Below are 14,873 nucleotides of genomic sequence, written 5' to 3' on the forward strand. Positions count from 1 at the left end.
GTTACTAAAAATTTAGAAAAGGTCAGGAAAACAGAACGGATTTTGTATATATTACGCTTTGAGAAAGAGAAAAACGATAAACAAAAAAAGCCAGAAACGAATGTTTCCGGCTTTAACAGATATAAAGGTTGATTAGCTACAAGGCAACTTCCGTCTTGGCCTTTTCATAACTTTCGTTATGCACGGCGGCAACTGCTCTGCCGGAAGGATCATTCAGATTTTGGAAAGAGGCATCCCATGCCAGAGCTTCAGGTGTACTGCAGGCAACTGACTTGACCGAAGGAACTGTTTTTGAAGCAGCTTCCGATGGAAAATGTGATTCAAAAATAGTACGATACAGGAATTCTTCTTTATTTTTTGGTGTATTGACCGGAAAACGATCCGCAGCAGTAGCAAATTCAGCATCAGACACTTTTTCTTCAGCCTGCGCCTTCAGTGTATCAATCCAGCTATACCCTACCCCATCTGAGAACTGCTCTTTTTGTCTCCAGGCTATACTTTCCGGAAGATAATCTTCGAATGCCTTACGTATCACCCATTTTTCCATACGGCCATCTTTGATCATTTTATCCTTTGGATTGATCGTCATAGCGACATCTATAAACTCTTTATCTAAAAACGGCACACGTCCTTCCACACCCCATGCAGCCAGTGATTTATTAGCACGCAGGCAATCGTACAGATATAGTTTTTTTAGTTTACGTACCGTTTCTTCATGAAACTCCTGTGCATTTGGTGCTTTATGAAAGTACAGGTACCCTCCGAACAATTCATCCGAACCTTCTCCGGACAGCACCATTTTGATACCCATGGATTTGATAACTCTGGCCAGCAGATACATAGGCGTTGACGCCCGGATAGTCGTCACATCATAAGTTTCCAGATGATAGATAACATCCCTGATCGCATCCAGGCCTTCCTGAATCGTAAAATTGATCTCGTGATGAATCGTGCCGATATGATCTGCCGCTCTTTGTGCTGCAATAAGATCCGGTGCACCTTTAAGCCCTACCGCAAAAGAGTGCAACTGCGGGTACCACGCTTCTTCCTGATCCCCGGATTCAATACGTTTGGATGCAAATTTTTTGGTAATAGCAGCTATTACAGAAGAATCCAGTCCTCCGGAAAGCAATACACCGTAAGGGACATCAGACATCAGCTGACGGTGTACTGCATCTTCCAGAGCCGTACGCAATTTATCAATATCCGTATCTGCATCTTTCACCGTATCGTAAGTATCCCAATCCCGCTGATACCAGCGCTGTGGAGACAGACCATTCGCACTATACAGATAATGTCCCGGAGGAAACTGATCCATCTGTGTACAGAATCCTTCCAGTGACTTTAATTCAGAGGACACAAAAAACTGTCCCTGCTCATCCGTACCGTAGTACAAGGGGATAATCCCCATATGATCACGGGCTACCAGAAAGACATCTTTACTGGCATCGTAAAGTGCAAACGCAAAAATACCGTTCAAATCCTCTATAAAAGAAGGTCCTTTGGCCTGATAAAGAGCCAATACCACTTCTGAATCGCTGTTTGTCGAAAACTCATAATCCGGCAAGGTTGCTCTCAATTCTTTATGGTTATAGATCTCACCGTTCACGGCCAGCACGATCTGGCCGTCAGGACTGTATAGGGGCTGACTGCCTGATTTGGGATCCACAATAGCCAGACGCTCATGCGCGAGAATGGCTTTGCCGGAAGTAAAAATACCGGACCAGTCCGGTCCACGGTGACGAATACGTTTTGACATTTCTAAAATCTGAGGTCTTAGCTTCTCAGATGAATCTTTTAAGTCGAATGCTCCAATAATTCCGCACATATGCTTATTTGATTTAGTTGCTATCTAATTTTATACTGTGTCACAAAGTAAAGGATTAAAAAACAAATTTCATAACATTTTTCAATTTTTATTAAAAATATATCAATATTATAAATATTTAAATGAAAAACAATCAATAAAAAAGCCATAAAACACAAATTAAATCAATTTAAAAAAGGCAACTATTGGAATTTACAGGCTGAAGAGAGATGCAAGGTTACAAAGCAGGACTAACAACAGTCTGTTCGGAGCACATCCTGAAGACTTATTATACAGAAATAAAGACAACGCAATAGCTACTGAAAGCTATAAAGAGACACAAAAAGTAGGAACACCCGGTTTTTTGTGAAGCAGTTTAATTCGCTAAAATCTTTATAATAATTACCGATTATTTATCCGGATTTTTCTAACTTCATCGTAAAGTAAACCATTATGAATTCAGATCCGTTTAAAGTATACAGGAATTCTGCCATCGAGGCTAAAGACCTGAAAAACATCTCTTCCAGACACGAATTGATTCACTTCTCCAAAGGGGATATGATCTTAAAAGAAGGAAAACTTACTCATGAATACTACCTGTTGGAGAGCGGTCTGGTACGTTCATATGTACACGACTACGAGGGCAACGAGATTACCACAGATTTTTTTGGAGACAACGAGATCGTTATTGATGTGACCTCCCTTTTTCTAAAAATTCCCTCTCAGGAAAATATACAATGCCTGACAGACTGCAAAGCCTGGAAATTAGACTATGACACGTTCCAGATGCTGTATCATACCATACCTGCGTTCAATGAATGGGGACGTGCCTGGATGACGTATGCGCTGCATATTATGAAAAAGCGGTCTATTGATATGGTATCCCTGTCTGCCTTGCAGCGCTATAATCAATTAATAGTTAGCAAACCACAGATCTTCCAATTCGCACCACTCAAACATATTGCATCTTACCTGGGGGTCACAGACACTTCCCTTAGCCGCATCCGAAAAGAAGCCGTACAATAAAATATAAGAACTTGCCATAGGGCAAGTTGTTTTGCAGCCGACATCTTTAAATTTGAATAAGCCTTATCCGTTATGTGCCGGCCAGTGAAAACTGATAAAAAGCTGTGTAAAACTAATTTATCACCAATGAGTAAAGCAAAGCAAGTAATAGAGCAGTATATGCAGGGATTTCGAGAAAGCGATCATGACAAGGTTTTGGAATGCCTGACAGAAGATGTGATATGGCATATGCCCGGATATTTTCATCTGCAGGGAAAAGTAGCTTTTGATAAGGAAATCGAAAACGACCTCTTTACAGGCTCTCCTTCCATTCAGGTATTTCGCATGATTGAGGAAGGCACTGTTGTCATTGCAGAAGGAGCTGTTCAGGCCAGATTCAAAACCGGAGATATACTCGATGCAGTATTCTGCGATGTCTTTGAATTCGAGGGATTGAAAATAAAAAAACTGATTTCCTATCAGATGAACAAATAATAATTGACTGCTGACAAACAGCTGTCAATACGACGTTTAATTTTGAATTATAAATCATAAAAACTAAAAGACATGGCACTATTACACGCGTATTTAAATTTTAACGGGAACTGTGAAGAAGCTTTTGAATTCTACAAAGGCGTTTTCGGTACAGAATCTTTAGGAGTATACCGTTTTGGCGATATGCCTGCTGATCCGCAGTATCCTATTCAGGAGGAAGACAAAAACAAAATCATGCATACAGCAATTAAAATCAACGAGTCTGTCATGCTGATGGGATCAGATTGTATCCAAAACTTTGGACACAACGCTACAACAGGTACAAATGCTTATCTGATGCTGGATACACAGACAGCTGAAGAAGCCAAACAATTGTATTCCAGACTGAGTGCGGATGCGCAGTCAATTGAAATGCCTTTGGGTGAGCAGTTTTGGGCAGAGTTATACTCTTCATTTCAGGACAAATACGGAATTTCCTGGATGATCCATTTTGAAGGAAACAAAAAAATGTCCTGATGAACAGCGTTGTATACTTTGAAATACAAGCTCAGAATCCGGAAAAATCTGCTCATTTCTATGAGCAGATTTTTGGATGGAAGTTTATAAAAGAAGACAGCCTCCCCATTACCTATTACAGAATAGAGACAGCAGGCATACATGGCGGATTGTTTCAGCGACCTGCCGACACCCCTCCGCTCAATTGCGGAACAAATGCATTTACCTGCTCTATGGAAGTGAATGATTTTGATAATATAGCTGCGCTGATAATACAAAACGGAGGACAGGTGGCAATGCCAAAATTTGCCATTCCGGGTCGATGCTGGCAAGGCTATTTTCTGGATATTGACAACAATGTATTTGGCATTTTTGAAGTAAATGAAAGTGCGGGAATGTCTTAAGCAAGACTAACGCTTACAGCACTGTTTAATTCAGATCCACGAACTGGCTGATAACCCTTAAAAACAAATTACATCCCTATGAAAATAACAGGAGGAAAAAATATTGCGATCAAAGTACCTGTTTCAAAATATCGGGAAACAGTAGATTTTTACACCCGTACACTGGGACTGCAGGCATCAGAAATACATACTCCGGACCATCCTACTGTAAAGAAAAGTACAAAAGTAGTCTTCGGAGATAACACATTGTGGCTGGATGCTACTGAACAAGTCTCACGTACAGAAGCCTGGTTTGAATTGCAGACAGACAATCTTGCAGAAACCGAAGAACATCTACAACGCGCAAATATTGCATTTGAAGACGATCTGGAACAGATTCCTGCGCATATGCACTGGATCAAGGACCCGATCGGAAACGTATTTATCTTAAAAGAATCACATTAGATTATGTCTTTTTTTATCACCAATCTGATATTATCTTCCAAGGTCAATGAACTTATAAATCCTTATGGTATGAAACAAATGATGTACCCTTGCCTCTGGTTTGCAGGCAATGCAACAGAAGCTGTAGATTTTTACATCTCCATTTTCAGAGATAGCAGAATTCTGTCTGCTAATTCCCTTGTTACTTTTTTAGAAATAAAAGGACAAAAATTTATGGCGCTTAACGGCCGGCCGGATTTTGATCCAAATCAGGCCTCTTCACTGGTCATTGAATGTACTTCTCAGGATGAGATAGATCAATATTGGGAAGCTATCACCAAAGAAGGTGAAGAAAGCATGTGCGGATGGTGTAAAGATAAATATGGGTTTTCCTGGCAGATTATCCCTGAAAACATAGAAAAACTACTGTTCCAATCTGCTAATGCAGAACGTGCAGTGCAGGCGATGATGGGCATGAAAAAAATTGATATAGCGGCATTGGAGAATGCCTGATTTTTTCTTCAAAGCTTTAAAGCGGATAATGAGAAATAAGCAGTAATAGTTCTTTCAGGCTCCTTATCTTTGTTGCATGAAAGAACTATTGGCTACAGTCTGCTTATTCCTGACGCTGACATTATCCTTTGCACAAAATAGCGATAAAAAGATAAGAATAGGAGATATCAAAAACGGAGATTTGATATTTGTAGGCGCTCAACAGCAGGATCTTTCCGGAGCGATTAACCGGGTCACACAAACAAGCCAGTCCGTCTCGTTTGATCATATCGGCATAATAGAAATGGCAAAAGACTCCGTTTTTGTACTGCATGCCAGCAGTACAAAAGGATCTGTACGTCAGGAAATTCGTCAATTCTATGAAGAGCAACAGGATGGAGGTAATGCTCTTATCCTGTACAGACTAAAAGATCCTTTTATTTCTAGTATCCCTGCTGCACTGAAAAGTGCCGGGGCTATGCTTGGAAAACCCTATAACCGCAGCTATATCATGAACGACAGTTGTTATTACTGTTCTGATTTTATATACCGCGCTTTTGAAAAGAATCAGATATTCAGTTTAGCACCTATGACCTTTATCAATCCCGAAACAGGAAAAACAGATGACTTCTGGAAAGCTTTTTACAAAAAGCAAAACCTGGAAGTTCCCGAAGGAAAACCAGGTTGTAATCCTAACGGTATGGCAGCATCAGAAAAACTTAACCGGCTCGGAAGACTTTATCTGTAAGCGGAAAACTTAATTTTTGCCTATTTTATGCTCTTTTAATATAGTCTTAAACTTAGGATTGCGGATATATCTTTTGAATTCATGGCTATCCATACCGGAGAAATCCGTCATTTCAAAAAACGGATAGTGCTTACACAGCACATTATATACATCTTCTTTATATCCCAGATCTGTAGGCTCCAGTTTATCCGATAAAAATCCGAATACTTTTTTAAGCATTTTATCTGTATTATTTGTTGTAATATGTATCCTTTTTACCTGTTCGCTAAATGTACAGTAAGTACTGTCTCCTTCCCGAAAATCTTTGGGTCTGAAATCCGCCAGTCCCACTGCAGGAGCCAACATAATACAGGTAATATTATTCTTATTTTCCTTTAAAGTGCTCGCATCATCCACATCCACATGATGGATATCTTTTACCTCTTCAATAAATTTCTCTTTAAACACCGGTGTACTCAATGCACTTAATACGACAGACGCACCCCGGCTGTGGGAGATAATGTAAATATTCTTATTGTGCATGGTATTCAGTAACCGTCTGAGTCCGAATTCACCCGCCATCTGACTAAAAGAAGTAGCTGCAAACCATATTTTTGCCCCACTGAACGGGTTGTCAGTAACCAGTCCATCCCAGTAAAACCGTATAACTTCGTCCTGACTCGTATTGATATTCAACTGCTTGCGGATATAATCATAGCTCTGATTGCTCGTCCGCACATCTGAATTAAATCCATGTACAAAAATAAACACACGTTTCTTGTTAGCCAGTCTTTTGGCAACCTGCTTCAACTGCTGCGCCTCGTAATTGCGCAACTTGTCACCCTCTCCGCGTTCTGTAGCAATCTTCATAAGAGAATAATCATTTTTCTTCCCGTTCTCGGGAGGTGCTCCGTAAGATTTTTTCCAATTGTCCGGATAGAAATTACCGTTTTGATCAACAAAGGAATTACTGATATTGGGCTGTTCAAAGGAATTAGGAGTTTGATTTAAAGGTACATTATGGGTAATCCCACAGGATGTAATGACAAAGAGGCAAACAAGACAGGCAATATATCTATTCATACATGCTCAATAATTTACTACAAATCTATTATTTAATCTACTTATTTTACTGATCCTCAAAAAATATTCACAGAAGTGCTGTAAATTGAATATTTTAACCCCTTCTTCTAATTCAGTATCTTTGAGCAACGATTACGTAATATGTCGACATTCTTTAAATCAAATATATTAGTATTTTTTGTTACGTTGTTTTGCATCCAGAATCTTTTGGGGCAGGAAATCCCAAAGATCGGACATCCCTGGGTGCAGCAATATACCAAATTCAATTATAATGCCGGAAATCAGAACTGGTCCGTTGCAACGGACTCAAGCGGAGTGATCTATGTAGGCAACGGCGACGGACTGCTGCAGTTTGATGGTCAGGTCTGGTCATTGCATACGCTACCTAACAAATCTACAGTAAGAGCCGTGACTGTAGGTCCGCAACAGCGCATCTATACCGGTGGTATGGGCGAATTTGGATATTGGGAGAAATCAAAAATCGGAAAGCTGACCTATCACAGCATAAGCAAACTGGTCAGCAAAGAAACAATACTGAAAGATGAGATCTGGAAAATCATCATTGATGGAAAACGAGTTATCTTTCAGTCATTTGCCAATCTGTATTGTTATGAAAACGGTAAAATAGATTTGGTAAGCGGCAACAACCAGCCATTCTTATTTGCATTCAAAGCGAATAACCGCATTTTTATAGAGAAATTACCGGGTGGACTTTTTGAACTTAAAAACAAGTCACTCATACCTCTCAAAGGCAATGAGGTCTTACGCAATCAGCTGATCCTTTCTATTCTGCCCTTATCAGGTCAGTCTGTATTAATCGGCACCGCCAAAAACGGACTATACAGCTATGATGATGAGCATGGTATTCGTCCGTGGAATAATGAAATCAATGAACAGCTCAAAAATGCACAACTCAATAACGGCATACAGGTATTTAAAGATTACTATGCATACGGGACTATTCTGAACGGTATATTTATTATCAATAAAGAAGGTCAACTCATTCAGCACATAAACAAACAAAATGGCTTGCAGAATAACACCGTATTGTCCCTTACGACTGATCTTCAGAAACAGATATGGGCCGGACTGGATAATGGTATAGCCCGTATCGATATACAATCTCCGCTATATTTCTATGCAGACAACAGCGGAAGTATAGGTACCGTATACAGTGCACGAATATTTAACGGTTATCTCTATCTGGGTACCAATCAGGGATTATTCTATAGTCCCTGGTCGTCAAATACAGCCCAAAAACCAATGAAATTCAATTTAGTCCCGCAATCACAGGGACAGGTATGGGATCTTTCGGTGATTGACGGAGAACTCATATGCGGTCATAATGACGGAACATTTAAAGTATCCGGACAACAGTTTGTCAAAATCTCAGATATGACTGGCGGATGGGTCATAAAACAGATAAAGGGACATAGCAATCTTCTGATTCAGGGAAATTATACAGGAATGGCGCTCTTCCGCAAAGGAAATAACGGTTGGACGCTCGACACCAAAATCAATAATCGCAATCTTCCTGTCAGTGCTATCGAGCAAAAGTCCGAAAATCAGTTTTGGGTGAGCAATGCTCAGGGACTTAACCTGATCAGCACAGATTCTGCATACAGAAATATTATACAGACAAAAGAATTCGGCACAAAAGAAGGATTACCCTCCCGTACAGGCAATCATCCTACAAATCTCAACGGAAGCATTATCTTTTCTACAGACTCAGGGTTTTACAGGTATGACGACATTTCTGACAAATTTGCACCATATCGTTATTTAAATGAAAAATTGGGATCTTTTGCCTATTCCAATAAAATAATTCCGGCACAGGCCAATCAATTCTGGTTTATTAATAAGGGACATATCGCCTATGCCAGCTTTATGCCTAAGGGTGAACTTCAGATCGATTCCTCCCGATTTGCAACCTTGAAAAATCAAATGATGAAATATTATGAGAATATCAACCAGATAAGTCCAGATCTGTTTCTCATCAGTATAGACAATGGTTTTGCACTGTACAATCCTGAAACGAAGATTGAAGCGACTTCTTACAAACCCAAACCGATTATTCAGGGTGTATATAATATTACCAAAGAAATCAAAGCTTTTACAGACAGTGATGAAGAATTGAGTATTCCTTATAGCTCCAACAACATCCGTATCCGGTTTGCAATTCCATGGTACAGCTCCAGACCTGTTCGCTTTCAATATTTTCTGGAGGGGTACTCACAGGACTGGTCAGACTGGTCTGAAGAATATCAAAAGGACTTCACCAACCTACGAAACAGAAATTATACATTTAAAGTCAGGGCGCAGCTGCCGGATGGAACTATCACAGATGTCACCAGCCTGGAATTCACAGTAAATCCACCCTGGTATCTGACCTGGTGGGCATTATTGATCTACTTCTTATTATTTGCTGTCTGTATACATTACGGCAGAAAATGGTATGAGCATAAACTTGAAAAGCACCGGAAAATACTCAGAGAAAAACTAAGCAGGCAGCAGGAAGAAACGCTGAAAAAAGAAATGGAAGCAAGAGAGCGCCAGATGGTTCAATTGAAAAATGAACAACTGGAGCAGGAACTGGCGGGCAAGAACAGAGAGCTGGCAAATTCGGCAATGAATATTGTCTATAAAAATGAACTGCTCAATACCATACATGAAGAGCTGATCAGTCTGAAAGACAATGATGGCAAAAAGCTTTCCAATGAACACGTTAAAAAGATCAGCAAGATTATCAATGAAGCCTATAACGACGAACGGGACTGGAATTTGTTTGAGAAAAGTTTTAATGAAGCCCATGAAAACTTCTTCAAGAAACTAAAGAAAGACTACCCTGCACTTGTGCCGAATGATCTCAAACTTTGTGCATATCTGAGAATGAATATGAACAGTAAAGAGATTGCTTCCCTGCTGAATATTACGACCAGAGGAGTTGAAATCAGAAGGTACAGATTGCGTAAAAAGCTGAATATTCCAACGGAAAAAAATCTGTCAGAATTTCTGTTGGAGGTGTAAAAACGATAGCTCTAACACCTCTCATATTATGTGAAATTGTGTTAAATGACTACATCATTACCACACACCCCCTTGTGTGTAAATTATACACTTACACCCTTCTATGACAACGCGCAAAAACAAAAGCAACACCTTAATTGTTAATTAGTTAAACAAAATGAAAAACAAATTAAATGATTTCATTTTCTGACGATGTAATAATGTAGAGGTAGGCATCTTTGCTTTTACAACCTATACATCACATATTTGTGAGGTGTTTATTACATCCCCGAATAATATAACAACCAGTTATAAAGAGGAAAATTCGAAATCATAACTTAATCAGGTTAGCGGACTAACTAAACATTTTAAAACAATTTCATTATTTAACTAAACAAAAAAATGAGGAACTTTTTTACTTATTTCTTACTGGTATTTAGTTTAGCTCTGTCCACACCCCTGTTTGGACAGCAAATATCAATAAGCGGAACCGTCAAAGACAGCGGGACAGGAATCGGAATTGCGGGGGTGACAATTGCGATCAAAGGGGGAACGACCGCTGTTCAGAGTAATGACGAAGGTCTCTTCACCATTCAGGCAAAACCTACGGATGTCCTTCAGTTACGGTACATCGGTTATGTCACGCAGGATGTCCCGGTAAACAATCAGACAACTCTTAATATCGCTCTCGTTTCCGATAGCGAAGCTTTGGAAGAGGTCGTAGTTATTGGTTACGGTACAGCAGCTAAACGTGATCTGACAGGTTCGATAGCGTCCGTTAGCGGAAAAGATGTTGCAGACAAGCCTTCACCTAATCCGATTTCTTCTATTCAGGGAAAAGTAGCCGGTGTTCAAATCACCAACAGCGGTGAACCCGGAGGAGCGCCAAACGTAAAAATAAGAGGTACAAACTCGATCAACGGTGCCTCCCCTCTTTATGTAGTAGATGGAATCCTGAATGATAATATTAATTTCTTAAACCCATCGGATATCGAATCCATGGAAATCTTAAAAGATCCTTCTTCTTTAGCGATCTTCGGGGTACGTGGTGCCAACGGGGTAATTATTATCTCCACCAAATCCGCAAAACAAGGTGATCTTAATTTCAACTTCAACTCTACATTAGGTTTTAAAGATGTCAATCACCGTATGAAAATGACGGATGCAGAAGGATTTAAAACCCTGTATAATGAGCAGCTTAAAAATGAAGGCGCAACACCTTTCGACTATACCAACTGGAATGCAAATACAGATTGGCAGGATCAGATCTTCCAGAGAGGTATCCTGAACTACAACAACCTGAGTGTAAGTGGCGCTACAGACAAAAATAAGTTTTATATGGGTCTGGGTTATACCACCGAAGAGGGTGTAGTCAAACATGAGGAATACAAAAAACTAACGTTGAACATCAACGATGAGCTGAAAATTACCGACAATTTTAAAGTAGGAATGAACTTCAGCGGTTATAAAGCAAGCTTACCACAGATTCAGAGTGGCCTTATCAATACAGCGATTATCGCATCTCCGGTAACTCCTATTTTTAATGATGAATACGGTCTTTATCATAATACACCTCCTTTCCAGACACCACAGATCTACTCACCGATGGTAGGCCTGGAACTGAGAAAGAATACACGTATCAGTGATGAATACAGAGCGGTTGGAAGTGTATTTGCAGAACTTACTTTCCTTGAACATTTCACAGCCAAAGCCTCTTTCCTGTATGATTATGGTTTTAACGGAATCAGAAGCTATACACCTATTGTGAATGTATATGATCCTAATATACAAGGTACGGATAAGACAAGTACACTTGTACGTACCACCAGCGTATCACAAGAACAGAATACTTACAAAAAAGCACAGAGTGACTGGCTCCTGACTTACAAAAACAATTGGGGAGACCACAGTCTGACCGCTACTGCCGGATTTACAACGTACTACAGAGGATATGAAGGCATCATCACCAATGTAGGTCAGGGCAGCGGAGATCCTATCCCTAATGATCCGCGCTTCTTCTACACTACAATGGGTGATCAGACAACCAGATCTATTGGCGGATCACAATGGGAACGTGCTACATTATCTTATTTGGTAAGGGGTCTATACAACTATAAAGGCAAATACTTATTGAACGGATCCTTCAGAAGAGATGGTTCTTCGGCATTCCTTGGATCTAACAGATGGCAAAATTCAGGTGCTATCGGTGCAGGATGGGTTGTATCTGAAGAATCATTTATGCAAGAACAGCAACTCTTTGATAACTTAAAAATCAAAGGTTCATGGGGTGTATTAGGAAATGAAAACACAGGAGACGGCTACCGATATCCGGTATATCCGACACTGGTTTCAGGTAGTTCAACTTCATTTGGAGACAATATCTATCCGGCATTATCTCCGGCGTATTCCCCGGATCCTAACTTACGCTGGGAATCCGTACATTCGTGGGAAGCAGGTTTTGAAGCCAAGATGCTGAAAAACAGATTGAGCCTGGAAGCCGTTTATTACGACAAGAAAACTAAAGATATATTGGTAGAAGTACCGGGAGTAAATGGTTTCTTACCTATTCTAAGAAATGCCGGAGAAATTCAGAACAAAGGATTTGAGTTTTCTGCAGGATGGAACCAACAGCTTACTGAAGATCTGAAACTGGGTGTAAACGCAAACTTGACTACACTCAAAAACAAGGTTCTTAATCTTGTAAATGATGATTTCGCTATACTTGCAGGTAATGGTGTATCACGCACTATGTCCGGACAACCAGTAGGATATTTTTACGGTTTGAGAACTGATGGAGTATACCAGAATCAGGCTGAAGTAGATGCAGGACCAAAATCAGGTTTAGGTGCTGCTTTCAAACCCGGAGATATCAAATATGTAGATATCAACAACGATGGAACGATCAACACACAGGACAGAACCATTATCGGAAATCCTACTCCTGACTTTATCTATGGTTTCTCTGTAAATCTGAGCTATAAGAATTTTGATTTCGGAACCGAATTTATGGGGGTATCCGGAAACGAACTGATTCGTACCTGGAACAGAAACCAATACTCCACATTCAATTTTCTGGAAGACAGACTGGGAAGATGGACAGGCGAAGGAACATCTAACTTCGAGCCAATCATGGATTCCAAAAGAACAAACAACAGAGAATTCTCTTCTTACTTTATCGAAGATGGCAGTTTCTTCCGTGTTCGTAATATCCAGTTAGGATACAACTTCAAAAGAGAAGCGCTGGAAAAAATAAAACTTAAGTCATTAAGATTATTCCTGAATGCACAGAATCCATTCACCTTCTCCAAAAACACAGGATATACACCTGAAATCGGAGGAAGTGCAATTGCTGTGGGTGTAGACAACGGAACATATCCAATCCCGGCAATCTATACAGTAGGTGTGAATGTTAATTTTTAAAAATCAGAAAGTGATGAAAACAAATATTTCAACATATATATCGGCAACTCTTCTGGCACTTTTGGTGCTGAGCAGTTGTTCCAAAGATTTCTTGGATCGTAAGCCGTTAGGACAATTGACAGAAGAAGATTTACCTGCAGGTTCATTAGAAGGTCAGGTATTGGCTATCTATGCCGGATTAAGAAGCGAAGGTACAAGCGGCCTTCCTTATGTAGGCGTACACAATATGCGATCGGATGATGCCGAAATCGGATCAAGTGTAGGTGATGAAGCAGGATCGGCTCCCAATACTGATGATTTTCAATATACCACCAACTTTTGGTTGTGGGGTAACTACTGGACAGACCATTATAAGCTGATCGCATTGACGAATACAGCAATAGAGACAGCGGACTCATTGGGCAATCAGAGTCCGGAAGTAGCCAGAGGATTAGCAGAAGCAAAATTTTTTAGAGCATGGGCTTACTTCAATTTAGTACGTGCATTTGGTGAAGTACCAAAAATTGATTTTCGCGTTCGTGATCAGAAAGAAAGTATCCTTCCTAAGTCCCCTATTGCGGATATCTATGCTTTAATAGATGCCGATCTGGAATATGCAACACAGCACCTCCCTCTGAACTGGGAATCGAGATTTATAGGCCGTATCACACAAGGAGCAGCATTTGCCGTACAGGCCAAAACATTCCTGGCCAGACAACAGTATAGCAAAGCTCTTGCAGCGAGCCGTATGGTCATCAACTCAGGACAGTATAATCTGGGGGTAGCTTACAATCAGATCTTTAGAGAAAGTTCTGAAAACAGCAAGGAATCCGTATTTGAAATACAAGCATACTATGCACAGGGACAGACAAATCTGGGAATTACATATGCCGGCAGACAGGGTGTACGCGGATCCGGAGCTATGAACCTGGGATGGGGATGGAATGTACCTAATGAAAGACTTGCAAAAGCATTTGAACAAGGAGATCCAAGAAAAGATGAAACTCTTCTGTATGCAGGCCAGGTAAATACTCCTTACGGAGAACTTATTCCTGCTGCGACCGCAACAGTACCAAGAGCATATTGGAACAAAAAAGTATATACCGATCCTAAAATCCGGACGACAACAGGAAGCCAGGCCGGAGAATGGTTCAACTTCCGTGTAATCAGATATGCGGATGTCGTCCTGATGGCTGCTGAAGCTGCAAATGAAGTTGGCGAACAGGAAGCAGCACTGACTTACTTAGAGCAGATAAGAGTTCGCGCAAGAGGTGGCAACAATGCTATCCTTCCGAAAGTAACAACAACAAACCAACAGGAATTGAGACTGGCTATCAGACATGAGAGACAAGTCGAATTAGGTATGGAAAACGAACGTTTTTTTGACCTGATACGTTGGAATATCGATGCTGAAACTTTCAAAGATGCCGGCAAAACAAATTACCAGCTTAGAAACAGATACCTTCCTATCCCTCAAAATGAGATAGACCGCTCAGGTGGTGTTCTGATCCAGAACCCTAACTACTAGTGCGAATAA

General features: G+C 40.4%; 12 protein-coding genes. 10 read left to right on the forward strand and 2 right to left on the reverse strand.

The genetic code is table 11. The annotated features are described in order from the left end of the window. Positions 1-136: 136 nt before the first annotated feature. Positions 137-1,828 carry an asparagine synthase B gene (asnB, locus tag I6J03_RS02205; RefSeq protein ID WP_003010752.1) on the reverse strand — a complete coding sequence of 564 codons (1,692 nt, stop codon included), beginning with the start codon at positions 1,826-1,828 and terminating at the stop codon, positions 137-139. 432 nt (positions 1,829-2,260) lie between these two features. On the opposite strand from asnB, the gene I6J03_RS02210 reads away from it, so the two are divergent. From I6J03_RS02210 to I6J03_RS02240, 7 genes are all read left to right on the forward strand, one after another. Next, positions 2,261-2,833 (forward strand): Crp/Fnr family transcriptional regulator, encoded by a 573-nt coding sequence (locus tag I6J03_RS02210; RefSeq protein WP_201694120.1) that lies wholly within the window; start codon positions 2,261-2,263, stop codon positions 2,831-2,833. A 126-nt stretch (positions 2,834-2,959) separates the two neighbouring features. Continuing rightward, positions 2,960-3,307, forward strand: a complete 348-nt coding sequence (locus tag I6J03_RS02215) for a nuclear transport factor 2 family protein (protein ID WP_039990319.1) — start codon at positions 2,960-2,962, stop codon at positions 3,305-3,307. A 72-nt stretch (positions 3,308-3,379) separates the two neighbouring features. Further along, entirely contained in the window at positions 3,380-3,823 is a 444-nt protein-coding gene (locus tag I6J03_RS02220; protein WP_003010748.1) for a VOC family protein, read from the forward strand. Next, positions 3,823-4,206 (forward strand): VOC family protein, encoded by a 384-nt coding sequence (locus I6J03_RS02225; protein WP_003010747.1) that lies wholly within the window; start codon positions 3,823-3,825, stop codon positions 4,204-4,206. Before I6J03_RS02220 ends, I6J03_RS02225 begins: the two co-directional genes overlap by 1 nt. 78 nt (positions 4,207-4,284) lie before the next feature. Further along, entirely contained in the window at positions 4,285-4,650 is a 366-nt protein-coding gene (locus I6J03_RS02230; protein WP_003010744.1) for a VOC family protein, read from the forward strand. Positions 4,651-4,653: 3 nt separating this feature from the next. Further along, on the forward strand, positions 4,654-5,142 hold the full coding sequence (locus tag I6J03_RS02235) for a VOC family protein (protein WP_003010741.1): 489 nt from the start codon (positions 4,654-4,656) through the stop codon (positions 5,140-5,142). Positions 5,143-5,218: 76 nt separating this feature from the next. Further along, positions 5,219-5,869: a YiiX/YebB-like N1pC/P60 family cysteine hydrolase gene (locus I6J03_RS02240; RefSeq protein ID WP_003010739.1), complete on the forward strand. Its 651-nt coding sequence runs from the start codon at positions 5,219-5,221 to the stop codon at positions 5,867-5,869. Between the two features lie 9 nt (positions 5,870-5,878). On the opposite strand, the gene I6J03_RS02245 is transcribed toward I6J03_RS02240, so the two are convergent. Next, complete coding sequence (locus tag I6J03_RS02245) at positions 5,879-6,931, reverse strand: alpha/beta hydrolase (RefSeq protein ID WP_003010738.1); 1,053 nt, start codon at positions 6,929-6,931, stop codon at positions 5,879-5,881. A gap of 141 nt (positions 6,932-7,072) precedes the next feature. Between I6J03_RS02245 and I6J03_RS02250 the strand changes: the two genes are divergently transcribed. The 3 genes from I6J03_RS02250 to I6J03_RS02260 all read left to right on the forward strand — a co-directional run bounded on the left by I6J03_RS02250 (position 7,073) and on the right by I6J03_RS02260 (position 14,864). After that, a complete protein-coding gene (locus I6J03_RS02250; protein ID WP_201694121.1) occupies positions 7,073-9,958 on the forward strand; it encodes a ligand-binding sensor domain-containing protein in 2,886 nt (961 codons plus the stop codon). 381 nt (positions 9,959-10,339) lie between these two features. Beyond that, positions 10,340-13,357 (forward strand): SusC/RagA family TonB-linked outer membrane protein, encoded by a 3,018-nt coding sequence (locus I6J03_RS02255; protein WP_003010732.1) that lies wholly within the window; start codon positions 10,340-10,342, stop codon positions 13,355-13,357. Positions 13,358-13,370: 13 nt separating this feature from the next. After that, positions 13,371-14,864 carry a RagB/SusD family nutrient uptake outer membrane protein gene (locus I6J03_RS02260; RefSeq protein ID WP_039990369.1) on the forward strand — a complete coding sequence of 498 codons (1,494 nt, stop codon included), beginning with the start codon at positions 13,371-13,373 and terminating at the stop codon, positions 14,862-14,864. Positions 14,865-14,873: the final 9 nt, after the last annotated feature.

The organism is Sphingobacterium spiritivorum, from assembly GCF_016724845.1.
GTDB lineage: Bacteria > Bacteroidota > Bacteroidia > Sphingobacteriales > Sphingobacteriaceae > Sphingobacterium > Sphingobacterium spiritivorum_A.